The following is a 24,509-nucleotide window of genomic DNA, read 5'->3' on the forward strand; positions in this document are numbered from 1 at the left end:
GGCCCGAGTTGTACAGGCGGGCGAGGGCCGCACCCGGTCGAAATGAGGTGCTTGATGATCCCGAAGCCTGCCAGGCTGCGCGGCATGGACGTTCGTCTTGAGCCTTGGTCGGAATCCGCGCTCGACCTCCTGCGCCGGATCAACACCCCGCAGATGCGTCGACACGTCGGCGGTCCCGAGCCGGAGGAACAACTGCTTGCCCGGCACCGCCGATACCTTGCCATGCCGGCAACTGGCCGCGGCTGCATGTTCGCCGTACTGCTCGGCGACGATATGGTCGGCAGCATCGCATACCACCAGCGTGACTGGCAGGGCCAGCAGATCTACGAGACCGGCTGGAACGTCCTACCGCCCTACCAGGGCCGAGGCATTGCCTCCGCAGCCGGCACCGCCCTGATCACCATCGTCCGCGAGGCTGCCCGCCACCCCGACGGGCCCCACAGCCTGCACGCGTTCCCCTCAATCGAGAACGCCCCCTCCAACGCACTCTGCCACCGCCTTGGCTTCACTCTCCTCGGCCCCTGCAATTTCGAGTACCCGCCGGGCAGCGGCTCCCTCATGCGCAGCAACGACTGGCGCATCGACCTCGCCAACTCCGGCCGGACTACCGTCACGCCGCAGCGCGACCGCCTGCGACTTCGACACAGGCCCTAGACGGAGGCCTGTCCGGAAGGCGACTGCAGGTTTCGGTGAACGACATTGTTCCAGCCGACCGTAACGAACACCCCGATGCGTCGGCCTTTCCACTTCCAACTTCCCGACCCCGTTGAGGCGGACCTCGGGCCGCAGCGCCTGAACCTCTTCGAAGTTGCCGCCCGTCCACAACACGGTCATGGCCCGGCGGGGACCATACCGGCGGTTGCGGGCGGAGAGACTTTTCCGTTTCGGTCGCGCAGCATCTCGTCGGGCACGCCGCCCGTCGCGGCATCACAGCCGGCCATAGCGGTTGCCTCCGTACATCCGCAACGCGCGAGCGACGAGATGCCGACGGGTATGAAGGATGTTGAGCGGGCAGATGCCGACGGCGTTCAGTTTGGGCAGAAAGCGGGGTCCCCAGCCGAGGTTGTCGGACTCCGGGAACAGTTCGGGGTTCGAACACCATGCGACGAGATGGTAGCGGCCAGCCTCCAGCCGCGTGATCTCGACTCGGTCGAGGGCTTGCCAGGGAAACCAGGAGGTTCCACTGCGGCTGTAGATCTGGATTCCGGCTTTGCCGATCTCCAGCCGGGTGGGATTGCTCGCCAGCTTACCGAACGCGATGGTCACGAAGATGAGAAAGGCGTCGGTTAAGCCTAGGAGGACTTTGACAAGGGCAGGGATACCCGTAGCGGCGATCACGATAGCCAGGATGATGATCAGGAGTGAGTTGAGGGCAACGACGGTCCAGTAGAGGCCACTGTGTGTGGCGAAGGTGGCATATTCGGCCGGCGGGTTGGCCCGGTCGGGGCGCGACACCACCCAGTCGGCGCGTTCGGGGACCGGTCCGGCTGGTGGCTCCGCCTGCGGCTTCATCGCGTCGGTACTGGGTGCGGGCTGTTCCGCTGGAGGGGACGGCGGTTGCGCATGGTGCTGCACCTGCGGTCGCCCGCCGTTGGCGACACGTCGAAGGTCCCAGATGGCGAACCAGAGGAGCCCGAGGAGGGGGACACCGAAGCAGGCGTTGCCGATCACCGCGCTGCTGACGGTGTTCGGCTCCCATCCCCCGGTGACGGTGGCACCGATCGCGCCGAACTCACCGACGCAGAACATGCTCGTCATCAGCCACAGGACACCGCGCCCAGTCCATTTCCAGATCGTCAGCCTGCGAACCCTCTTCGCAGCCGCGCTGAGGCCGGCGATGGTCTGCAGGCCGGTAGGCAGACCTGGTCGTGGCGGCGGGGCCTGGATCCACTGCCTGAGCCTCACCGCGTCTGCAGGCACGATTCGACTGCGTACGGCATCCAGCCAGGCAGCCTTGGCACCGTCTGCGAATCCAATTACGTAGAAGGCGGAGGGTGCGATCTGCCCATGCGCCACCCCGGGCGGCGCGGCATACACCCCGAGGTGGAGAGCGAGTGGTGGCAGCCAGTCGGCGAGGGCCTCCCCGGCACCGGCACGCCCGGAAGCAATGCGTTCCCATTGGTCGCGCCACGGTCTCAACCAACTTACGACCTCGAAGTTGCACGCCAAGAGACCTTCCAGCGCATACAGGGGAAGACCCGCAGCTGCGGTCAGGCCATCGGCGTAGCCGCGGCGCTGGTCATCGAGCCGCTCCTCGGTCGATAGCCCTCCGTCGGCGCGGGCACGGGTGATCGTCACCGGGGGAGGCTCAGCGGGCAGCCGCGTCGTCGGCACGACGGTCGCTCTCGCCACCACTGCCGCTCTGGGCACCATAGGCGGAGTGACCACAACGGGAGGGACTTGAGCTCTGCTTCCGCCTGGCTCCGCCTGCCGCGCTGTGCCCCTCTGCGAGGGATGCTCGTGGGCTGGGCGGCGGCCGAGGATGTCGACCTCGGCGACGCCGAGATGACCTTCCTTGGCGAAATGATGGCCGAGAGCAAGGATGGAGCCTTCGGTGCGACGAACGACTACGCCAGGTAGTCCGATCCGATTGATCCGCCCCAGAAATTGCGGCTCTGGATCGTCCGTGTCGACCAGTGCCACTGTCAGGTCGTCCATGAGCATGACGACCGTGTGTTCGTTGACGGCAGTCAACGCACGTATGTTCCCGGCCGGCCCTGACAGACGCCACTCCACGGTGAACCGGGACGAGAGTACGAGGAGATCTCCGCCATTCGCCACCACCAGCCTCGTTCTGGTCAGCCAAGTTGCCGCTGTCGCCGAGGTGGGCAGTCGGTACCGCTTCTCGTCGCCTACCTGCAGCCCGACTTTGATCAGTTGAGCCGGCGCAGCCTCGGGTGATCCACGATCGAGGCACCAGATCGACCCGTCAGGTCTCATCAGGAGATGACTGTCGTGTGGCTTCGCTGACCCGCTGGACACCGTGGTCAGCTGTCCGGCCTTCCAACGCCCGATGCCGTTTCCTCTGGCCATGAAGACGCTGCCATCGGCAGCGGACAGTGAGCCGTTACTGCAGCCCGCGACGGGCACGGCCCAGTTGACGCGCTTGCCTGCCAGATCCACAGCGAGGATGCCCTGCCCGAGCGTGAGCAGCGGCGTGCGACTCCCCTGGACTCCGAGACCGACGTAACGAAGGTCGTCCTGCGGGATGGGACCGATGGTGGTGACCCGGTCGTCGATCGGTCGCCCCGCAGGTTCGGTCGCCACCCTGGGCGTCGCCGTCGGGTGCTTGAGCAGTTCAGCGATCGGTGTATAGGCGCGGGCCTGGAACGATGCTGCGTCGGTGGCCAGGTCGAAGAGCTCCTGCGGTGACACGAACCCGCTGAGCATCGCCTCCCAGTGGGACTGGTCAAGCAACAGCACGTCGAGGCGTCGACCTCTGTCGACCTCGGCTATCGCCTCAGCGGTGAAGCCCTTCATCGCCAGAAAGATGCCGGTCACGCCCGCCATACGCTGCTCGACCCGCCGTTGGAGCTTCGCGATCGGGCCCGTGCCTGTTCTCCCGCGCTCCCACTTGGCCTCCAGGATGAAGCGCCGGCCACCGTAGGTGAAGACAACATCCAACTCGCCGAGGCTCCGTTGATCCGACTTTGCCCGCAGACCAAAGGCGGAGAGGAGCTCGGCGATCATCCCATTGAACCGCTGGCCGCGCGCCTGCTGCGTCTGCCCGGAGCTCAGTTGGCGGAGTGCGGCGTACTCGGCAACAAGCTCGCGCCATTTAGTCGGGTCCTCAAGCACCGTTACATGCTGTCGCATCACGTTCACCGGTCAACAACCACCCGGACAGAGATCCGACCGGACAGGTTGAGCAGGGGTCCGGCTCACGCCGGGTCGACTGATCTTGGCAGCCGATCCATGCCGATCATGAGCGCAGCAATGGCCGGGGCGGTAATGCCGCCGTTGCCGCATCGGTCCATGATGGCGTGATGACGCTTGGTAGTCGGCTGCGCGTATGGGCGGTGGCATTCGCCGTCGGGGTGCTGGTCGTGGGGTTGGGTGGGTTCCTGGTGGTCCAAGGGCTCGACAAGGCCGACAAATGGGCCAGCGTATTCGGGGTGTTCGTCGGCCTGTCAGGGGTGGCGCTGTCGGTGGCTGTGGGGGTCCGTGCTCGCCGGGAGGCCGGCGGGCAGTCGGTGACCGGTTCGACGATCGGTGGCGGGGTGACCCAGGTACGTGGGGTGGGCGGCAGTGTGCGCATCGGCCCGGCCTCCGCGTCGCCCGTGGTGCCCACGCCGCCCGGGTCCTCGCCGCCGCAGGTGCCGTCTCCTTCGCAGGGTGGCGGGCAGGCGGTAGAGGGTTCGTCGACGGCGGGTTCGGTACGGCAGATCGACGGGGTCGGTGGCGACGTCGAGCTTGACCAGTGACGCGCTGGTGGGGGCCGCCCCCGGTGGCCGGGCAGGCGGTGACCGGCAGCGTGGTCTTCGGCGACACCGTGCAGATCGCCGGCGTCGACGGAGACGTGACCGTCAGCCTGGACCGACCGCCCTACCAGGTCGTGACAGCTGACGACAGGCCGGTGCCTCTGAGTACGGCGCGGGCGCGGGCGCAGCCGAGCCGGCTGCTGCTGGCCCGGCATCAGATCGTGCCGTTCACCGGTCGTGAGCGCACCCTGGACCGGCTCGCCGACTGGGTCGGTGGGGATGAGCCGGTGGCGGCGCTGCTGGTGCACGGTGCGGGTGGCCAGGGCAAAACCCGCCTCGCGGCACACGTCGGTGCCTCCTGCGCGGCGGCAGGGTGGGCGGTATGGCAGGTTATCTATACGCCGACCCCGGTCGCCGGGTCCACGCCGGTATCGCGGGCCGCGTTGCCCGGTGGTGCGGTGCTGGCGGTCGTGGACTACGCCGACCGGTGGCCGGCCTCCGCGCTGCTGGCTCTGCTCACCCAGTTGCGGGACCTCCACGTACGAGCGGGGGCCCGGGTGCGGGTGTTGATGCTGGCCCGCTCGGACGGCTACTGGTGGCCGGCGCTGGCCGACCGGGCCGACAGCACCCTCAGCATAGAGGTAGACCAGTTCCCGTTGCCCGCTTTGTCTGCTGACAGTGTCGATGACCGGCTGGGTCTGTTCGCCACTGCTGCCGGCCGGTTCGCGGCTGTCCTGGGCATCGCGGCCCCGGTTGAGGGTTGGCCGGTGCCGGATCTGACCGCAGGCAGGTTCGGGCAGGTTCTGGCCGTACACATGGCGGCCCTGGCCGAGGTGGACGCGGCCCGGCGCGGCGAGGTGCTGCCCGGCGGCCCGGATGCGGTGTCGTCGTATCTGCTGGGCCGGGAACAGGCGTACTGGCAGCAATTGCACACCCGGGCTGAGGCACCGGTGCAGACTCCGCCCGAAGTGATGCACCGGGTTGTCGTCGCGGCGACCCTGACCGGAGCCCGACCCCGCAGCGTCGCCCGCCACGCCCTGACCGACGCCGGCTTCGCCGACACCGGTCCGGCCGCCGACCAGCTCATCGACGACCACAGCACCTGCTACCCGCCGTCGGACACCCGGACGGTGTTCGAGCCGCTGCACCCCGACCGACTCGGCGAAGACCTCATCGCCCTGTCCACCCCCGGCCACGACAGCGGCACCCGGCTGGAGCGAGACTGGACCCCTGAAGCGATCACCGCACTGCTGACCACCAGCACGACACCGGCCTGGACCAGGGCCGCGATCACCGTGCTGGTCGAGGCCGCACACCGCTGGCCACACCTGGCCACCACCGTGCTCTACCCCCTCATCCGGGAACACCCGCAACTAGCCATCACCGCAGGCGGCGCAGCCCTGACCCGGCTGACCAGCATCCCCGACATCGACCTGACGATCCTGGAAACCCTTGAACCCCTGCTTCCAACCGGCCAGCACATCGACCTCGACATCGCCGCCGCCGCCATCACCACCACGCTCACCCACCACCGCCTCACCCACACCACCGACCCCGCACAACAAGCCCGCCTACACGCCAACCACGCTTGGCGCCTCGCCAACGCCGGCCAACGACAACCGGCCCTGGCAGCAGCGGAGGAAGCCGTCCGCATCTACCGCCGCCTCGCCGAGGCCAACCCCGACGCCTACCTACCCAACCTCGCCACGTCGCTGAACAACCTCGGCGTCCGCCTGTCGCAGCTGGGCCGACGCGAACAAGCCCTCGCCCCGGCAGAAGAAGCCGTCCGCATCTACCGCCGCCTCGCCGAGGCCAACCCCGACGCCTACCTACCCAACCTCGCCATGTCGCTGAACAACCTCGGCGTCCGCCTGTCGCAGCTGGGCCGACGCGAACAAGCCCTCGCCCCGGCAGAAGAAGCCGTCCGCATCTACCGCCGCCTCGCCGAGGCCAACCCCGACGCCTACCTACCCAACCTCGCCACGTCGCTGAACAACCTCGGCATCCGCCTGTCGCAGCTGGGCCGACGCGAACAAGCCCTCACCCCCACCGAAGAAGCCGTCCGCATCCGACGCCGCCTCGCCGAGGCCAACCCCGACGCCTACCTACCCAACCTCGCCATGTCGCTCAACAACCTCGGCATCCGCCTCTCGGAACTCGGCCGACGCAAGCAAGCCCTCACCCCGGCAGAAGAAGCCGTCCGCATCCACCGCCGCCTCGCCGAGGCCAACCCCGACGCCTACCTACCCAACCTCGCCATGTCGCTCAACAACCTCGGCAATCGCCTCTCGGAACTCGGCCGACGCAAGCAAGCCCTCACCCCGGCAGAAGAAGCCGTCCGCATCCACCGCCGCCTCGCCGACACCAACCCCGACGCCTACCTACCCAGCCTCGCCAAGTCGCTATGGGCTAACGCCTGGGTATGCGTGAACGTGCAGACTCACCTGCCGCAGGCCCTGGATTCCATCACTGAGGCCATCGACCTCTACCAGCCCTTCGCCCAACAGCTACCACAGGTCTTCGGTGAAGAACTGCACTCGGCGCGTCGGACGCTCGCCGATGTCCTCGACGGACTCGGTCGAAGCGAGGAGGCGGCAGATCTACGCAGGCGGCTCGACCAGGAAACCAGCACGCCGTAGCGAAACATGTCGAAGTCGGCGGGACCGCCGAGCGAGCCATGCACCCACCGGCTGGACCAGCCTTGACTCTCGTAGGTGATCAGAAGGTGACTTGAATGGGCATTCATGTTTGACTACCTGCATGGGGGCGGGGGGAGCACGGCTGTCGATCGACCGCGGTAGCGCGACCACCGTGGCCGTGTTGGCCTGGGCTGATGGTCGGGCAACGGCGTTGCCGTTCGACGGCCTGCCCTACCTGCCCAGTGGCTTGTTCCTGGCCGAGGGTGGGCAGGTGTGGACGGGCCGGCAGGCGTGGCGGGCCGCCGAGGCGCAGCCGCACCAGTTCGTACCGAACCCCTGCCGTACCGGCGATGGCGAATCGGTCGTTGACGGCGCTGAGGCGGTGGAGTTGGCGGCGGCGCCGTTGCGCCGGGCTGCTGCGGAGGCCGAGGGTGTTGTTGGTGAGCCGGTGCGGGATGTGCGGTTGGTGGTTCCGGCCGGGTGGGGGCCGCGTCGGCGCACCTGGATGCGGCAGGTCGCGCACCGGGCGGGTATCGGGCAGCCGCGCCTCGTGGAGGCTCCGGTGGCCGTCGCGGAACATCTGGTGGCCACAGGTGCACGGCTGACGGTCGGATCCTTCATCGTCGTATGTGATGTCGGCGCGGGTGCCGAGGTGACAGTGCTGCGCCGAGGCCCGGCAGGGTTCGAGGTCCTCGCCACGCACGCCGACCCTGCAGCCGGCGGTGCTGCCGTCGACCTGGCATTGACCTCTACTGTGCTCCACGGCCGGGAGGTACCTGCCGGCGGTATGGGCCAGTGGGTGATGGCGGAAACCGTCCGGGTCGCGAAGGAAACCCTGGGCTCGCACCCGGCGGTCACGGTGCCGATCGCCGGCCACCACCCGGTCATCGCGGACCGCACCATGCTCGACGCCGCCGCCCACCCGGTCGTACGGCGGGTCGCGGAGTTGACCCAGCAGTGCATCTCCGCCGCCGAACTGACCCCCGGCGACCTCGCGGGAATCTACTGCGTCGGCGGTAGCGCCCACCTCCCACGCCTGGACACCGCCATCGCCGAGCACACGGGGATCACTCCGGTGCTGGCGGCGGAGCCTCAACTCGTCGCGGCGCGGGGCGCCGCCGAGGTGGGCGCTCCCGCAGCGGGGGTGAATGCGGTGGAGGTGACGGTGCCGCCGATCCGGCGGGCCGTCGCCATCGCGGTGCCCGGCCTCGCCTCCCTGGCACTGCTGTGGCAGGCCCTGCTGACCGCCGAACGCAACAACACCCTCAGCGCGTACTACTACGTCCTGTTCAACCTCGGCGAGTTGACGATGGCAGCGGTGTTCGCCCTGGTGGCCTGCATCGCAGCGGGCACCATCCTCGGCTCGTTGATCGCCGCCCGCAGCCCCACCCCCGAACTACGCACCGAAGGCGGAAAAGTCAGCATCGGCATCCTCGCCGGAGTCTCCCTCGGCGTCGCCATCGCCGCCCTCTACGCCATCGTCATCAGCCAATACTTCGGCCTACCCCTACGCGGGTTCCTCACCTGGACGCTCTGGCCAATCGCCCCCACCGCCGTCCTCGCAGTGGTCATGGCGACGATCGCCGCCCGACAATGGCGTACACCCTCCGGCGGCTGGTCCGCGCTCCTGGCCACACCCACCGGCTCGGTCGTCACCGCCGCCGTGGGCATGGGACTCATCCAGTACGCACGCACCGCCGACCGATGGCCCCACCTGGTGGTATGGCTCGACCTCACCGCCCGCATCGGCGGACTCCTCCTCGGCATCGGCACCGTCATGGCCCTCGTGACACCTCTGATGTTCCGCATCGTCCTCGCCGCCCCGATAGCGGTGATCAGCGCCGCGATCGTCACCGGACAATCCACCGGCATCCTCGGCGTCAGCTACGCCATAGCCATCACCATATGGTGGGCAGCACGCGTATGGACCCGCCTCATCCACCCCACCACCAGCCCCACCACCCTCAGCCCACCTGGTCGAGGAGGGTGACTTGCGCTGGCCACGGCAGATGATGTCACTGATCTTCGTCCTGGCGTTCCTGGTCGGCCCACCAGCGGTGCTCCTGACCGTGATCGGTCCGCCCCTTCGCGGCTGGCCCACCTCGGAGCAGTTGCGGGCCTGGTTGCAGCAGCCGTTGACCGAAGAGACGCTCACCGCCGGACTCGCCATCGGCGCGTGGCTGATCTGGCTGCTCGTCGCCTACACCGTCACCGCCCGGATCATCATCCGCCTCCGCGCCACCACGGCATGGCTACGGCGGATGCCCCTCCCCACACCACTACAGGCAACGGCAAGCGGAATGGCCGGCGCAGCCGTCTTCGGCATCACCACCAACACCGTCACCACCACCCCGCCGCAACCGCCACAGCCCGCAGCAACAGGCACCACCACATTCCACGACGACACCGCCCCGGACGACCAGCCCGACCAGGCCGTACGCGACGACGGGGTTACGGTTGCCGGTGGCTGGCTGCCCCGGGACGTCGCCGAACAGGTCACCGCCGCCGCAGCACTGGTCTGGCTACGCCGCCGCCGCGACTACCAACCCCACCCCACCCACCCCGACGACACCGACCTCACCCCACTACCGACCACCGTCACCGCCGTCCAAGCCGCCCTCGCCGACACCCCCACCCCGCCGCCGTCGGACGGAATCGCGGCCCCCTTCGAAGCCCTGCCGACCGGCGGGGTGGGCCTCACCGGACCGGGCACGCTGCCCGTCGGGCGAGGACTGCTGGTCACCGCCATCCTGGCCGGACAACGCCGCAGCTCTACGTCGTTGATCGTCACGAAGGCAACACTGGCCCTCCTTCTCGGACCAGCTGCGGAGACACTCGGGCGACGCCTGCCACTGACGATCGTCGACACCGCTGACGACGCAGCACAGCTACTCCGACCCGCCAGCCCCGTCACTGGTGAAGCCATCCCTGGTCAGCGTCAGGGTGAGACGTCGAGTGGACACGGCCATCGAAAGATGGTGCTGCTGAACGGCCACGACGGCAGCGAGCAGCAGATGAAGCACCTCGCCGAGACAGGCACCGCCACTGCTGCTCTCGTCGTCGTTCTGGGAGAACAGCCGGACGGACCAAACTGGCACGCCACCTCCACCGGCCACCTGCACGACCCACACCGCCCCGACATGCCCAGCCCACGGCTGTGTGTCCTGGACCAGACGGCCGCCACGGACCTGCTTAGCGTCATCGCCCGCCCCGAGCCGCCAAAACCCCAGCCCGCCGCCGAGCCCTCATCATTTCCCTATGCCAGATCACCAGAGCTACCGCTGCCCCGACAGGTAGACCGGACCAGACCCCAACGCCTTCCCAGCACGCCCCAGCAGCGGCTTCATCTGCGCATCCTGGGCGACCCGCAACTGCTCATCGACAACGCACCTCTCGCCGTCCGTCGCAGCGCCAGCCTCCAAGTCCTCGTCTACCTGGCCCTCCACTCCAAGGGGGCCAACACCGCACAACTCACCGACGCCATGGCCGGGGCTACCCCGAAGCTCCCTCACCGGCCGCCTCTACACCGCCCTCAGCAACCTCCGCAGCACCATTCGGACCGCAAGTGACCTACCCATCATTGATCACTCTGATGACCGCTACCGCCTCAACCCCGAGTACATCGACGTTGACCTGTGGCAACTCCACGCCACCATCCACCATGCCGCCACTGCCCTCGTCCCCGCCGCCACTGCCTGGCAGGGCGTCCTCAACGCCTACCCCGCCGACCTCGCCGCCACACGCACCTGGCCATGGCTTGACTCCCACCGCGAAGCAACCCGCCGCCGAGTCATTGACCTTTGCGCAGCCCTCGCCGCCAAAGAGTCTGACCCAAACCGCGCCCTACAGTTGCTGCAGGACGGCATCCGCATCGACCCGTACAACGCCGACCTGCACAGGCTCGCCGGCCGTGCCCTTATCGCCTTCAACAAGCCGGAAGCCGCCACCAAGCTGCAGCACCGCTATCAGCAGTCCCTCACACAAGTTGGGCTCGACAGCGAGCACTCTCATCGCCTCTCGTTCACCGACACCAGACACCTGTAGCCGATGCTCGCGCGGGTCAGGACCGGCCTACTCGCGCCGAGTGATGAGCGACAGTGGGTCACTGCGGGCAACCCAAGCGGCAGGCGAAGATACCGACCCAGTGCCCCGGCAAAGTCGCCAGGTGATGCCGAGCATCGCCAGCGGGCGTTTGCTGTCGCGGGTGTGATGTCGGTTGGCGGCGGCGATGTTGGTGGCCCCGACCTGCCGCCGGGGCGCCGATCGCAGCGTTACCTAGTGCGACCATGACCTCGGGTCCGTGCCGGTGCGGACTGCGGTCCTCGTCATAGGTGACGTCGCGATCCCAGTGGACTTTGCTCCCGATCAACCAGTGCTCGCGGATCCAACCGGTCAGCTGTGCCGGCCTGGCCTGGTGGGGGCGGAGGTTGGTGAGGGCGTAAACGGTCTCGGTGGTCAAGCGTTCGGCTGGTCCAGGCGGTGCCTGCGGCGGCGGATCTGGATGGCTTGGGCAGCGTTCGGGAAGTCGATGCCGGTGGAGACGCTCAGGATTCTGAGGCTGCGGATCTCGCGGCGGGCGTGCCTGCGGTGACCGCAACCGTCAGCCGATGCCGGACACCTCGCCTGGCGCGTGGATCAGACAGACCGGCGAGCGCGTCGGGCAGCCTGCCAGCGGTTTCCGCAGTGGTCAGAGCCGATGCGCGAGACAAGGACGAGACCAGCGATGGCAGCGCGGGCATGACTCATTTCGGACGATCAGCAGGCGTTGAGAACCTTGATGATCTTCCAAAAGGTCATTCCCGTCTTGCTGCCACCGACAACGGCGTCTCCACTCCAAGCATCACAAGTCAGACATCGTCACGACCTTGCCGGGGCCCTGCGCCGCCCGGTCTCCAGGTAGACCTCGTTCACCGCGTCGATCTTGTATGTGCACGACCAGGCGCATGAAAGGCTTCAAGATCCTGCGCCCCCTTCCGCCCGCAAAACCCTGCTGGCAGCTTTCGCCGAAATTGCCAAATTTGGCGCACCTCGACGCCGATCCTCTAAAGCAATGTAGCCAGGTCTGACCAAGAAGGACTGACGCCGGCCTGCTGGCAAGGTTGATCGAGTTCATGACAACGAGAGAATAACTCAAGAACGGGCGGCAGATTCTTGCATTGGAGTCTACATCAGCCCAGCTTTACGTCATGGTATAGTCTAATCATGACGCGCTATGTGCGATTTGCCTATCCAGCGGCACTGCTAGTCTTGTTCATTGTTGGCATGGTGGTTGATCTGCCGATTTGGCAAGCAGCTTTGTTGGGAATTGCCGGAATGGCATTGGTCCTTATCGCTGATCTTATCCTGGCGCGTTCACGGAAGGATGAGCGGGTGTGACCATAGTCGTGTGGGTCGCCCCGGAGCCGGGGCGACCCACACGCCTGCGTTCGGCTACAAGCAGTTGGATGAGCTTACGATGGTGAGCTTAGAAGCCACTGCTGGAACGATCTTCTGTTGGTAGCAAGAACTGTCATTGATAGTGGTGGTGTAGTAGGTGTCAACCATGGCAGTCCAGACCTTGGTGAGGTTGACCGAAGCGGCACCGCAGATTAGAGTGGCGACGGTCTTCAAAGCTGGGTTCGGAATGCTCCCGATTGAGGTGCAGGCAGCTACGAAGGTGACGCCACCGAGGCCGATGATCGCGATCGCGTACGCCCGTACCTCGTAGCCCCACATGTTCAAGTAGACGCCAACGCCGTACGTCAACTTGGGGTCCGCCACCACAGGGAAGACAGCTTCCGCAGTCCTGGTCTCCTGGATTAGCGTGTCACCTTCCAGCAGGTAGCGGGTCGGGAGGCTCTTTCCGGTCGCATCCTTGGCCCACGGGGCTTCGATCGCGCCAGAGCGATGACCGTCCGAGTCGACGATCTCGAATCCCGACCCGGCCGGGATCAATTTCTCGCCAGCAGCTAACTCCACTTTGTATCGCTGCCTGGCCGGGGCGGCGCTGCTTTGCATGACACTGATGATCTGCACGCCGCCGTCCGACTTTCGAACGAGCGCGTCAGTATCGCGGGCCACCTGACCAAAAATTCTGGTTGAGGCGTCGACACTTACGGCCTGACTGCCTTTAGCTTCAAGGGAAATGGCAACACTCTTACCATTTGACTTGATCTTGGCAGAAGGAAATTCGGCCTGCAGCGAGATCCCCTCCGCCCCAACCGAAACTGTCGATGCACCCTTTTTGGGCACGCCCGCCGCCGCCAGGGCCCGATTAACCCTCTCGGTCGCAGAACTCGAACTGGCCGAGGCAGGTGTTACAAAACCCAGGACCATAATCGTCGCTATTGCTGCAGCAATGAAACCGCTCGGAACAACTCTTTCGATTTTCACTAAACCTCGTTCATTCGTGGGCGCAGGAAAGAAGTAGGGCAGGGGGTAGATCCCCCAGTGTTTTAGTTTCTGCCGCCAATGCCTCCACACCTTGACCAAACTACTCTCAGTGACAACGCGATCGCCGTTGCGTCACGAGTCGATCACCCTTCTGGTGGCATGTCAACGGCCATTGGCGCTGACACCCAGGCACATCGAGCGAGTTTCTCCTGCTCAGGGAGGTCAATATCGACATTGGCACTTTTTTGATTTGAGTGAACCTTGAAGAGTTGTTATGTGCTTGATCAAACCAAATGCGGCATTTGTGATGGCGGCGTGCCGCTGGTTCCAGGCTTAAGTGGTAGTGGGCTGCGGAGTATGCGCGTAGGGCGGTATAGGCGTCCGGACTGGTAGCGTTTGAGGCATCGAAGGGTCCCTTACGTGCTGAGAGGGCGGTCCGCAGTAGCTTGGTCTGATCTATGTGTTGAGTCCGGTTGGTGGCCTTCCGGCGGGTTCGCTATGGATAGCGGCAGGTCGATGGGTTGAATGTGAGTTCTGGTCGTGACCGTCGGGTGGATGGGGCGTTAGCCCGGTCATGGGTGATCGAAAGCGGTATCCCAGTGATGTCACCGACGAGCAGTGGGAGCTGATCGGACCGTTTCTGCAGGCGTGGAAGGCCAAGCGGGTCGCGGTGTCGGTGTCGGGCCGTGAGGGTGACTACGAGCTGCGGGAGATCGTGAACGCGATCTTCTACCAGAACCGGACCGGTTGTCAGTGGGCGTACCTGCCGCACGACCTGCCACCGAAGTCGGCCACCTACTACTACTTCGCCCTGTGGCGGGACGACGGCACCGACCAGGTGATCCACGATCTGCTGCGCTGCCAGGCCCGGGAGAAGGTCGGCCGTGCCGAGGATCCGAGCGCGGTGGTGTTGGACACCCAGTCGATCCGGGCGGCGAACCACGTCCCGGCGGCCACGACCGGCAAGGACGCCGGGAAGAAGGTGTCGGGGCGTAAGCGGGGCCTGGCCGTGGACGCGTTGGGGCTGGTCATCGCGGTCGTGGTCACCGCGGCGTCGGTCACCGACAACGCCATCGGCATCCGGCTGCTCGACAAAGTCGTCGCACACACCCCGACGGTGACCCGCGCCTTCGTCGACGCCGGGTTCAAACAGGACCTCGCCCTGCACGGCGCCGTGGCGGGCATCGACATCGAGGTCGTCAAACGCTCCGACACCCGCTCGGGGTTCGTGCCGATCCGCAGGCGGTGGATCGTCGAGCAGACCTACGGCACTCTGATGCTGCACCGCCGACTCGTGCGCGAGTACGAGAGCCGACCCGAGTCCTCGACGTCACGAACACTGTGGGCGTCGACGGCGATCATCGTGCGCCGACTGACCGGGACCAGCACATCGTCCTGGCGGCACCGGTGAACCTTCCCACGGTTCTCGACCTGATCGCCGGACGCGAGGCCACCACACGCCACACCGCCGACCGGCTCCGCGAGCAGATCACCGCGCTCACCGCCGAACTCGCCCACACCGAGCGTGAACTGGCCGATCTGGTGACCACCCGCACCACCCTACGAGGGCTCGCCGCAGCCGAGTTCACCGCCGACGACCCGACGATAGCCAGCGGCCCCTACCAGCAGATCCTGCACGTCCTCACCACCGAGCCCGCCGGCATGCGCGCCAAGGGCATCTGCCTCGCACTCGGCGTCGAACCTCTACCGAAACACGTCGAGAGCACCCGCGCGAAACTGAAACGCATGGTCAACCGCCACGTCCTCACCGAAGACGAACCCGGCGTATTCACCCTCGCCCCGAAACGGACGTAATCCTCCGAACCGTCCTCTCACAGGCCAGGGAATCTTCCGACAACCCTGGACCAAGAGCGACGCCGGCCACCGGATGGTCGTCCTGCCCCGATTCGCCATCGGCATGCTCATGGACCGCAAAGTCGACGCCCCCGACAACCCCCACGATGCGATCTTCGCGTCCCGGCGCGGCACCTGGCTCTCCCCCAACAATGTCCGCCGCCAGTGGCGTCAGGCCCGCGCCGACACCGACCTCGACTGGGTCACCCCGCACACCTTCCGCAAGACCGTCGCCACCCTCATCAAGGAAGAGAAGGACACCAAGAGCGCGTCCGCGCAGCTCGGACACTCCAGCGAGGAGGTCACCGACACCTACTACATCGCCAAAGCCGTCCAAGCCCCGGACGTCTCCGACATCCTCGAACGGCTGGGCACCCACCGCCACCGCCGTTCCGTACCACCAAATCCCAACGATGCACATGGATGACAGAACCTGACCGCCCACCCCGGTAAACGGGGGGTTTTCGGGGGGAGGTTCAAATCTTCATAGAAGAAAATCGAAGCCCTGACCAGCGTTCCCGCTGGTCAGGGCTTTTTATCTGTCGGGACGGCCGGATTCGAACCGACGACCCCTTGACCCCCAGTCAAGTGCGCTACCAAGCTGCGCCACGTCCCGATGCTCCCCGCGTGGTTTCCCCCGCGGCAGCCGGTACAGCTTAGCGCAGGATCTTCGCACCGCGCGCACAGCCCCCCGCCGCGTCGGTGTGCACCCCCACCACCCCTAAAGCGTCCTAGGAAAGAGGGCTGCCGTTCCCCGGAGGGAGGAGCGGCAGCCCTTGTGCGGTGGCGGTCAGCCGTGGGCCTTGCCCCGGCCGCCGGGGCCGAGCTTCTTGCGGGGGCGTACCGAGATTTCCACCGGGCTGCCCTCGAAGCCGAACTCCTCGCGGAGCTTGCGCTCGACGAAGCGCTGGTAGCCGGCGTCCAGGGGGGCGGTGGTGAACAGCACGAACCGCGGCGGGGAGACACCCGCCTGGGTGGCGAAGAGGATCTTCGGGGCTCGGCCGCCGCGCACCGGGTGCGGGGTGGCCTGTACCAGGGCGGTGAGCCACTGGTTGAGCTGTGCGGTGGGCACCCGGGTCTCCCAGCTCGCCAGCGCCTTACGTAGCGCGGGGGCGAGCTTGTCGACGGCCCGGCCGGTCTGCGCCGACAGGTTGAGCCGAATCGCCCAGGGGATGCGGCGCAGCTCCCGGTCGATCTCCTTGTCCAGGTAGTACCGGCGGTCGGCGTCGACCAGGTCCCACTTGTTGAAGGCGATCACCAGGGCCCGGCCGGCCTCGACGACCATGGTCAGGATCCGCTGGTCCTGCTCGCTGATCGGCTCGCTGGAGTCGAGCAGCACCACCGCCACCTCGGCCGCCTCGATCGCCCCGGCGGTGCGCAGGCTGGCGTAGTACTCGGTGCCGCTGGCCTTGCCGACCCGCTTGCGTAGCCCGGCGGTGTCGACCAGTTGCCAGGTCTCGCCGCCGATCTCGACCAGGCTGTCCACCGGGTCGACGGTGGTGCCGGCGACCGAGTCGACGACCGCCCGTTCCTCCCCGGAGAACCGGTTGAGCAGGCTGGACTTGCCGACGTTGGGCCGACCGACCAGGGCCACCCGGCGGGGGCCGCGCGGCCGGTTCTCGACGATCTTGGGGGCCTCGGGCAGGGCGTCGAGGATCGCGTCGAGCAGTTCCCCGGCGCCCCGGCCGTGCAGGGCGGAGATCGGGTGCGGCTCGCCGAGCCCCAGCGACCACAGCGAGGTGGCCTCCAGCTCGATCGCGCTGTTGTCGGTCTTGTTCGCCACCAGGATCACCGGCTTGGCGCTGCGCCGCAGCATCTTCACCGCGGCCTCGTCCACGTCGGTCGCGCCGACCATCGCGTCGACCACGAAGATGACCACGTCGGCGGTGAGCACCGCCGTCTCGGCCTGCGCGGCGATCGCCGCCGCCCGGTCCTTCGCGTCCGGCTCCCAACCGCCGGTGTCCACCACCGTGAACGTCCGGCCGTTCCACTGCGCGTCGTACGGCACCCGGTCCCGGGTCACCCCGGGGGTGTCCTCCACCACCGCCTGCCGGCGACCGATGAGCCGGTTGACCAGCGTCGACTTGCCCACGTTGGGGCGGCCCACCACGGCCACCACCGGCTGCGGACCGGTCGGCTCGTCGGCTTCGACGTCCGGTTCGCGCAGCTCCACCCAGCCGTCGCTCATGCCACTCCCCGCTCGGTGAGCAGCCCACGCAGCAGGTCGACGACCTCGTCGATGCCCAGCTCGGTGGTGTCCAGTTCGACGGCGTCGGCGGACTGCCGCAGCGGGTCGACCGTGCGGGTGGAGTCGAGGCGGTCCCGGCGGGCCAGGTCGGCGGCGGTCGCCGCGACGTCGACGGCGTCCTCGGCACTGCGCCGCCGGGCCCGGGCCGCCTCGGAGGCGGTCAGGTAGACCTTCAGGTCGGCGTCGGGGGCCACCACGGCACCGATGTCCCGCCCCTCGACGACGATCCGGCCGGCATGGGTGATCAGTTCCCGCTGCCGGGCCACCAGCAGCGCCCGCACCGCCGGGACGGCGGCCACCGCGGAGACCGCACCGGTCACCTCGGGACCCCGGATCTCCCGGTCGACGTTGACCCCGTCGACGGTCACGCCGTACCCCTGGGGGTCGGTGCCGATGCGCAGCTCGACCTCCTCGGCGACCTTGCCCACCGCGGCGGCGTCGGCCAGGTCGACGCCGGAACGCAGCACCGCCCAGGTGATCGCCCGGTACATCGCACCGGTGTCCAGGTAGCGGGCACCGAGGCCGGCGGCGAGCCGCCGCGAGACGGTGGACTTACCCGAACCGGACGGCCCGTCCACAGCGACCACGCAGCGCCCGGCCCGTACGTTTTCCTCCACCGTTGTCCTCCTCAGCCCGTATCTCGCGGGTCGTCGGTCGTCCCGACGCCGTTGAGCGGTCGTCCATCGTCGTCAATCATGCCCGCGCCTCGCGGGTGTCTCCGCGCCGCCGGGGCGGCGCACGCCACCACGCGGCCCGCGGGCCGCGTGGAAGCCTACCGGCACGCCTACCCGCTACGACTCGGGTCAGTCACCCACGGCCTTGAACAGGGCGGCGACCTCCGCGTTGGTCAGCCGCCGGATCCGCCCGGTGCGCAGGTCACCGAGCTTGATCGGCCCGATCGAGGTACGCACCAGCCGGGACACCGGGTGCCCGACCTCGGCCAGCAACCGCCGGACGATGTGCTTGCGTCCCTCGTGCAGGCTCAGCTCCACCTGGGCGGTTCGCCCCAGGGTGTCCACCACCTTGAACGAGTCCACCTTGACCGGCCCGTCCTCCAGCTCGACACCGGCCAGCAGCCGCTTGCCGAGGTTACGCGGGATCGGCCCGGCAACCTCGGCCAGGTACGTCTTGAGCACCTGGTACGACGGGTGCATCAGCTTGTGGGTCAGGGTGCCGTCGTTGGTGAGCAGTAGCAGGCCCTCGCTGTCGGCGTCGAGCCGCCCAACGTGGTAGACCCGCTGCTCCACCCGGTTGCCGATGAACTCGGCCAGCTCGTTGCGGCCCTTCTCGTCGGCCATCGTGGTGACCACCCCGCGTGGCTTGTTCATCGCCACGTACACCAGGCGGTTGTCGGCCTGCAGGCGTTCCCCGTCGACGTGGATCACGGCGGTGGCGGGGTCGACCTTGTCCCCGAGCTGGGCGACCCGCCCGTTCACGGTCACCCGACGCCGGAAGATCAGATCCTCGCAGGCACGTCGGGAACCGACGCCGGCGGCGGCGAGCACCTTCTGCAGGCGCTCGGCACCCTCGTACACGGGGGCGTCGGGCTTGGGGGAACGGTTATCGCGTGGCATCGGCAAGCTCTTCTACGTCGTCGGGGAGGAACGGGGCGAGCGGGGGCAGGTCGGCGACCGAGTCCAGGCCCAGCTTCTCCAGGAACATCGTGGTGGTCCGGTAGAGGAACGCCCCACTGTCCGGTTCGGCGCCGCACTCCTCGACCAACCCTCGGGAGACCAGGGTACGGAGCACCCCGTCACAGTTGACACCCCGGATGGCTGACACCCGACCCCGGGTCACCGGCTGCTTGTAGGCGACCACCGCGAGTGTCTCCAGGGCGGCCTGGGTCAACCGGACCGACTGCCCGTCCAGCACGAACCGTTCCACGTACGCCGCGTATTCCGGCCTGGTGTACAGCCGCCATCCTCCGGCCGCCCGGCGCAGCTCGAACCCGTGCCCGGCGGCGGTGTAGCCGGCGGCGATGTCGTCGAGCACCGGCCCGATCCGTTCCGGTTTCTGCTCCAGCACCTGCGCCAGCACCAGTTCGCTGACCGGTTCGTCGACCACCAGCAGGATGGCCTCCAACGCGCCGCGCAGCTCCGCGTCGTCGAGTTCGGGTGCCGGCGGCGGGGCGACCGTCACCCGCCGTCGCCCGGCCGGCTGCCGCTTCGGTACGCCCGCAGTACCCCGCTCCCCCGCCGTCTCCGGGCCGGCGTCGCTGCCAGCCGCCCCACCGGCTGTGGTCACGGCGGCTGTGGTCACGTCCTCGTCGGGTCCGGGTTCGGGTGTCCCGTCGGTAGCAGGCTCGGGACCGGCCGTCCCGGCGTCGGCGGTCTCGCCGTCGGCTGCTTCGGCGTCGGCTGCGGGTGGTGCCGCCGCAGCGGGGAGTTCGTCGACGGTGTCCGTTGCCGACGAAACGGGAGCGTCCTCGGCCCCGGAGTCAGGCGCACCGGGTGCGGGTTTGCGCTGCGGGGCGGGGCGCTCCCACGGGGGGATCCAGGCGGCGGCCTGGTCGGCAAGCGAGTCCTGCCGCTCCTCGTCGCTCATCACGTCACTCCTGCATCGATGCGGGCTCGTCCACCGTCCCGGCCGACGCCGGGTCAGCGGACACCGGGCCGGCACGCACCGGGGCGGTGGGGGCGGCCGGAGCGGGGTCCGCCACGGCGGGCGCGGCACCGGCCGGGTCGGGGTCGGCGGGGCTGCCGGCGTACTCGTCGACGTGCAGTTCGGCGCTACCGTCGGCGGGGCCGGTCCAGCGCACCGTCAACTCCTCCAGGGCCTCCTCCTGGACGAACGCGACCAGCCCCTCCCGGTACAGCTCCAGCAGGGCCAGGAAGCGGGCCACCACCTCCAGGGTGATCGCGCAGTCGGCGCAGAGCAGGGCGAAGGTGGCCACCCCGGCCCGGCGTAGCCGCTCGGCGAGGACCGCCGCGTGTTCCCGGACGCTGACCCGGACGAGGTGCACGTGCGCGATGGACACCTCGGGCACCGGCTTCGGGGTCATCGCCCGCACGGCGAGCTTCAGCAGCCGCTGCGGGCCGATGCCGAGCACCAGGTCGGGCAGGGCCTCGGCGTAGCGGGCCTCCAGGGTCACCGCGCGCGGGTACCGCCGACCGCCGACCGCCTCCAGTTCGGCGATGTGCGCCGCCGCCTCCTTGTACGCCTTGTACTGCAACAGCCTGGCGAAGAGGAGGTCCCGCGCCTCCAGCAGGGCGAGGTCCTCCTCGTCCTCCACCTCGGCCGACGGCAGCAGCCGGGCCGCCTTCAGGTCGAGCAGGGTCGCGGCGATGAGCAGGAACTCGCTGGTCTCGTCGAGGTCCCACTCGTCGCCCATGGCGCGGATGTAGGAGATGAACTCGTCGGTGACGGTGTGCAACGCCACCTCGGTGACGTCCAGCTTGTGTTTGCTGATCAGTTGCAGCAGCAGGTCGAACGGGCCGGTGAAGTTCGCCAGCCGGACGGTGAAGCCGCCGCTCTGCCCTGCCTGCGGCACCCCCGCCGGGTCGGTCGCCACGTCGGCGGCGACCTCGGCGGCCAGCACGGGCGGCTGCTGCGGGGTCGCCGGCGGGTCCAGCGGTGGCGCGGTCACCGGACGACCGTAGTCCACGTCCCGGACGTCGTCGCCGACCGGGACGCCCCGGCGTGCACCCCGGCCTACCGGTCGGCCTGGGCCGCGATCACCTCACGGGCCAACTGCCGGTAGTTGCGGGCCCCCGAGGAGGCCGGGTCGAGCGTCGTGATCGGGGCACCGGCCACCGTGGACTCGGGGAACTTCACCGTCTTGGTGATGACGGTCTGGTAGACCTTGTCGCCGAACGCCTCGACCACCCGTTGCAGCACCTGCCGGCAGTGGGTGGTGCGGCTGTCGTACATGGTGGCGAGGATGCCTTCGAGTTCCAGGTCGAAGTTGAGCCGCTCGCGGACCTTGTCGATGGTGTCCAGCAGCAGCGCCACCCCGCGCAGGCTGAAGAACTCGCACTCCAGCGGGATGAGGACGCCGTGCGCGACGGTCAACGCGTTGATCGCCAGCAGACCCAGCGAGGGCTGGCAGTCGATCAGGATGTAGTCGTACTCCTTGCGGATGGTCCGCAGCACCCGGGCCAGGGCCATCTCCCGGGCGACCTCGTTGACCAGCTGTATCTCGGCGGCCGACAGGTCGATGTTGGCGGGCAGCAGGTGCAGGCCGGCCACGTCCGTCTTGATCAGGACGTCCTCGGCGATGACGTCGTCCTGCATGAGCAGGTTGTAGACGGACAGGTCGAGGTTGTGCGGGTTGACCCCCAGGCCCACCGACAGGGCGCCCTGCGGGTCGAAGTCGACGAGCAGCACCTTGCGGCCGTACTCGGCCAGGGCCGCGCCCAGGTTGATGGTGGTGGTGGTCTTGCCCACGCCACCCTTCTGGTTGGCCATCGCGATGATCCGCGCCGGGCCGTGCCGGTCGGTGGGCATCGGCTCGGGGATCGGCTTGCGCATCGTGTAGGCGGCCGGATCGGCCGGGCCCAGGTCGGCGCCGAGCGACGCCTGCTGCTCACGGAGCTCCGACGTCCAGGCGTCGGCACGGTCACCGTTGCCAGCCATGTCCTCGTTGCCCCCTCCCGACGACCACCCGGCGTCGGAACACTCCGACGTCCTTCGCAGCGCCGCTGCGCACCCCGGTTGTCGCCCAGGAGGTCCGCGCCGATGCCGACTCTACGCCACCGGCGACCAGCGCGTTCGGCACCGGTCCGGCGTGTCGGGCATAGCGGCCGGTCAGCGGGCCGGCGGGGGGTCCGCGTCGCGGGCGCGGGGGTGGCTGGTGGCGTACACCTCGCGGAGCCGGTCCACGGTGACCAACGTGTACACCTGGGTGGTGGTGACCGAGGCGTGGCCGAGCAACTCCTGCACCACCCGCACGTCCGCGCCGCCGTCGAGCAGGTGGGTGGCGTAGCAGTGGCGCAGGGTGTGCGGGGAGACCGCGTGCGGCCCGTCCACCGGCAGTCCGGCCCGCCCGGCGGCCCGCCGCAGCACGGTCCACGCCCCCTGCCGGGTCAGCGGCCCGCCCCGGGCGTTGACGAACACCGTCGGGGTGCCCCGCCCGGCGGCCAGCAGCGCCGGCCGGGCCCGCACCAGGTAGGCGCGCAGCGCGTCGACGGCGTACCCGCCGATGGGCACCAGCCGGGTCCGGCCGCCCTTGCCACGCAGCAGGACGGCACCCTCGTCGACGTCCAGGTCGTCGACGGCGACGCCGACCGCCTCGGAGATCCGCGCGCCGGTGCCGTACAGGAACTCCAGCAGCGCCCGGTCGCGCAGGGCCAGGGCGGCCCCGTCGCCGGTGGCGGTGACCGGGCCGGCGGCCTCCAGCAGCCGGACCACGTCGTCGACCGGCAGCGCCCGGGGCAGCCGCCGGGCCGGGGTGGGTGGGCGCACGTCGCGGCTGGGGTCGTCGCCGGTCAGGCCCTCGCGGACGGCGAAGCGGTGCAGCCCACGCACGGCGGAGGCGGCCCGCGCGGCCGAGGTCACCGCGAGCGGCGGATGGTCGTCGTCGCCGGCGCGCAGCCGGGCCAGGTGCGCCTCGACCTGCCGGGCGTCGACGGCGGCCAGGTCGGACACCCCGGCGGCGGCCAGGGTGTCCAGGTACCGTTCCAGGTCCCGCCGGTACGAGGTGAGGGTGTTCGTCGACAGTCCCCGCTCGACGGTCAGGTGGTCGAGGTAGCCGCGCACCGCCCGTCGCAGGGCCGGCGCGGGCTCCCCGGCCCCGTCACCTGTCGCCCCCGGCACCGCGTCCCCGGCCGGGCGGGGCACTTCGGGTGCCGGAGTCTGCGTCGTCTGCCCGGTCAGGCCAGCACCTCGTCGAGCGGCAGGACAGCCATGCCGTGCGCCTCGGCGACCGGGCCGTAGACAACCTGACCGTCGTGGGTGTTCAGGCCCAGCGCCAGGGCCGGGTCGTGGCGCAACGCGTCGCGCCAGCCCTGGTTGGCCAGTTCCAGCGCGTACGGCAGGGTGACGTTGGTCAGCGCGTAGGTGCTGGTGTGCGGCACCGCGCCGGGCATGTTCGCCACGCAGTAGAAGATCGAGTCGTGCACCTGGTAGGTCGGCTCGGCATGCGTGGTGGGGCGGGAGTCCTCGAAGCAGCCACCCTGGTCGATGGAGATGTCGACCAGCACGCTGCCCGGCTTCATCCGGGACACCAGCTCGTTGGAGATCAGCGTCGGGGCCTTCGCACCGGGGACGAGGACCGCGCCGATGACTAGGTCCGCGTCGAGCACCGCCCGTTCGATCTCGTACGCGTTGGAGGCGACCGTCTGCAGGTGGCCCCGGTAGATGGCGTCGGCCTGCCGCAGCCGGGCCACGTTCTTGTCCAGCAGCAGCACCTCGGCCTGCAGGCCCAGCGCGATCGCGGCGGCGTTCATCCCGGACACGCCCGCGCCGATGACCACGGTCTTCGCCGCGTACACCCCGGAGACGCCGCCCATCAGGATGCCCCGTCCGCCGCCCTGCCGCTGCAGGTGGTACGCGCCGACCTGCGGGGCGAGCCGGCCGGCCACCTCGGACATCGGGGCGAGCAGCGGCAGCGACCGGTCGGGCAGCTCGACGGTCTCGTAGGCGATGCCGGTGACCTGCCGGTCGACCAGCGCGTCGGTGCACTCCTTGGACGCGGCCAGGTGCAGGTAGGTGAAGAGCACCTGGCCGGCACGCATCCGGTGGTACTCCTCGGCGATCGGCTCCTTGACCTTGAGCACCAGCTCGGCGGTGTCCCACACCTCGTCGGCGGTGCCGAGGATGGTGGCCCCGGCGGCGGTGAACTCGTCGTCGGTGAGGCTGGACCCGACGCCCGCGCCGGCCTCGACGAAGACCTGGTGACCGTGACGGACGAACTCGTTGACGCCCGCGGGCGTGATCGCCACGCGGTACTCGTGGTTCTTGACCTCGCGGGGGATTCCGACCTTCACGATGCAGACACCTTCCTCCGGGGTGCCGCACCCCGGACTGCGCGGTGCC

The 24,509-nt window shown here is 68.7% G+C and carries 20 protein-coding genes and 1 tRNA gene; 10 read left to right on the forward strand and 11 right to left on the reverse strand.

What is annotated here, in order from left to right:
- Positions 1-54 precede the first annotated feature (54 nt).
- Positions 55-654 (forward strand): GNAT family N-acetyltransferase, encoded by a 600-nt coding sequence (locus tag ACN267_RS12955; protein ID WP_421488781.1) that lies wholly within the window; start codon positions 55-57, stop codon positions 652-654.
- A 273-nt stretch (positions 655-927) separates the two neighbouring features.
- Here the strand turns inward: ACN267_RS12955 and ACN267_RS12960 are convergent, their stop codons facing one another.
- Positions 928-3,798, reverse strand: a complete 2,871-nt coding sequence (locus ACN267_RS12960; protein WP_421488782.1) for a restriction endonuclease — start codon at positions 3,796-3,798, stop codon at positions 928-930.
- A gap of 188 nt (positions 3,799-3,986) precedes the next feature.
- Between ACN267_RS12960 and ACN267_RS12965 the strand changes: the two genes are divergently transcribed.
- The 6 genes from ACN267_RS12965 to ACN267_RS12990 all read left to right on the forward strand — a co-directional run bounded on the left by ACN267_RS12965 (position 3,987) and on the right by ACN267_RS12990 (position 12,436).
- On the forward strand, positions 3,987-4,424 hold the full coding sequence (locus ACN267_RS12965) for a hypothetical protein (protein ID WP_421488783.1): 438 nt from the start codon (positions 3,987-3,989) through the stop codon (positions 4,422-4,424).
- Positions 4,421-7,060 carry a tetratricopeptide repeat protein gene (locus ACN267_RS12970; RefSeq protein ID WP_421488784.1) on the forward strand — a complete coding sequence of 880 codons (2,640 nt, stop codon included), beginning with the start codon at positions 4,421-4,423 and terminating at the stop codon, positions 7,058-7,060. The genes ACN267_RS12965 and ACN267_RS12970 overlap by 4 nt, the downstream gene beginning before the upstream one ends.
- Positions 7,061-7,238: 178 nt before the next feature.
- On the forward strand, positions 7,239-9,050 hold the full coding sequence (locus tag ACN267_RS12975; RefSeq protein WP_421490417.1) for an Hsp70 family protein: 1,812 nt from the start codon (positions 7,239-7,241) through the stop codon (positions 9,048-9,050).
- A gap of 67 nt (positions 9,051-9,117) precedes the next feature.
- Complete coding sequence (locus ACN267_RS12980; RefSeq protein ID WP_421488785.1) at positions 9,118-10,629, forward strand: hypothetical protein; 1,512 nt, start codon at positions 9,118-9,120, stop codon at positions 10,627-10,629.
- Between the two features lie 280 nt (positions 10,630-10,909).
- Positions 10,910-11,104 (forward strand): hypothetical protein, encoded by a 195-nt coding sequence (locus tag ACN267_RS12985; RefSeq protein ID WP_421488786.1) that lies wholly within the window; start codon positions 10,910-10,912, stop codon positions 11,102-11,104.
- Between the two features lie 1,158 nt (positions 11,105-12,262).
- Entirely contained in the window at positions 12,263-12,436 is a 174-nt protein-coding gene (locus tag ACN267_RS12990; RefSeq protein ID WP_421488787.1) for a hypothetical protein, read from the forward strand.
- A gap of 54 nt (positions 12,437-12,490) precedes the next feature.
- On the opposite strand, the gene ACN267_RS12995 is transcribed toward ACN267_RS12990, so the two are convergent.
- Positions 12,491-13,432 (reverse strand): hypothetical protein, encoded by a 942-nt coding sequence (locus ACN267_RS12995; RefSeq protein ID WP_421488788.1) that lies wholly within the window; start codon positions 13,430-13,432, stop codon positions 12,491-12,493.
- 574 nt (positions 13,433-14,006) lie between these two features.
- Here ACN267_RS12995 and ACN267_RS13000 point away from each other — a divergent pair.
- From ACN267_RS13000 to ACN267_RS13010, 3 genes are all read left to right on the forward strand, one after another.
- Positions 14,007-14,843, forward strand: coding sequence for an IS5 family transposase (locus ACN267_RS13000; protein ID WP_421488789.1), 837 nt, complete (start codon positions 14,007-14,009; stop codon positions 14,841-14,843).
- On the forward strand, positions 14,840-15,247 hold the full coding sequence (locus tag ACN267_RS13005; protein WP_421488790.1) for a hypothetical protein: 408 nt from the start codon (positions 14,840-14,842) through the stop codon (positions 15,245-15,247). The genes ACN267_RS13000 and ACN267_RS13005 overlap by 4 nt, the downstream gene beginning before the upstream one ends.
- A gap of 109 nt (positions 15,248-15,356) precedes the next feature.
- Positions 15,357-15,713 (forward strand): tyrosine-type recombinase/integrase, encoded by a 357-nt coding sequence (locus ACN267_RS13010; protein WP_421488791.1) that lies wholly within the window; start codon positions 15,357-15,359, stop codon positions 15,711-15,713.
- A 115-nt stretch (positions 15,714-15,828) separates the two neighbouring features.
- Here ACN267_RS13010 and ACN267_RS13015 read toward each other — a convergent pair.
- The 9 genes from ACN267_RS13015 to ald all read right to left on the reverse strand — a co-directional run bounded on the left by ACN267_RS13015 (position 15,829) and on the right by ald (position 24,460).
- A tRNA-Pro gene (locus ACN267_RS13015) sits at positions 15,829-15,902 on the reverse strand.
- A 174-nt stretch (positions 15,903-16,076) separates the two neighbouring features.
- Positions 16,077-17,474 (reverse strand): ribosome biogenesis GTPase Der, encoded by a 1,398-nt coding sequence (gene der, locus ACN267_RS13020; protein ID WP_204962024.1) that lies wholly within the window; start codon positions 17,472-17,474, stop codon positions 16,077-16,079.
- Positions 17,471-18,151 (reverse strand): (d)CMP kinase, encoded by a 681-nt coding sequence (gene cmk / locus ACN267_RS13025; protein WP_421488792.1) that lies wholly within the window; start codon positions 18,149-18,151, stop codon positions 17,471-17,473. Before cmk ends, der begins: the two co-directional genes overlap by 4 nt.
- A gap of 186 nt (positions 18,152-18,337) precedes the next feature.
- The gene (locus tag ACN267_RS13030; RefSeq protein ID WP_204962026.1) at positions 18,338-19,108 is read right to left on the reverse strand and encodes a pseudouridine synthase; all 771 of its coding nucleotides are present in this window, start codon (positions 19,106-19,108) and stop codon (positions 18,338-18,340) included.
- Positions 19,095-20,078, reverse strand: a complete 984-nt coding sequence (gene scpB / locus ACN267_RS13035) for an SMC-Scp complex subunit ScpB (RefSeq protein ID WP_421488793.1) — start codon at positions 20,076-20,078, stop codon at positions 19,095-19,097. Before scpB ends, ACN267_RS13030 begins: the two co-directional genes overlap by 14 nt.
- Positions 20,079-20,082: 4 nt before the next feature.
- Positions 20,083-21,045 carry a segregation and condensation protein A gene (locus ACN267_RS13040; RefSeq protein ID WP_421490418.1) on the reverse strand — a complete coding sequence of 321 codons (963 nt, stop codon included), beginning with the start codon at positions 21,043-21,045 and terminating at the stop codon, positions 20,083-20,085.
- A 140-nt stretch (positions 21,046-21,185) separates the two neighbouring features.
- Positions 21,186-22,109: a ParA family protein gene (locus ACN267_RS13045; protein ID WP_088644512.1), complete on the reverse strand. Its 924-nt coding sequence runs from the start codon at positions 22,107-22,109 to the stop codon at positions 21,186-21,188.
- A 171-nt stretch (positions 22,110-22,280) separates the two neighbouring features.
- Positions 22,281-23,312 (reverse strand): site-specific tyrosine recombinase XerD, encoded by a 1,032-nt coding sequence (locus ACN267_RS13050; RefSeq protein ID WP_421488794.1) that lies wholly within the window; start codon positions 23,310-23,312, stop codon positions 22,281-22,283.
- A gap of 32 nt (positions 23,313-23,344) precedes the next feature.
- On the reverse strand, positions 23,345-24,460 hold the full coding sequence (gene ald / locus ACN267_RS13055) for an alanine dehydrogenase (RefSeq protein ID WP_421488795.1): 1,116 nt from the start codon (positions 24,458-24,460) through the stop codon (positions 23,345-23,347).
- Between the last annotated feature and the right edge of the window lie 49 nt (positions 24,461-24,509).

This window comes from Micromonospora sp. WMMD734, assembly GCF_049178975.1.
GTDB lineage: Bacteria > Actinomycetota > Actinomycetes > Mycobacteriales > Micromonosporaceae > Micromonospora > Micromonospora wenchangensis.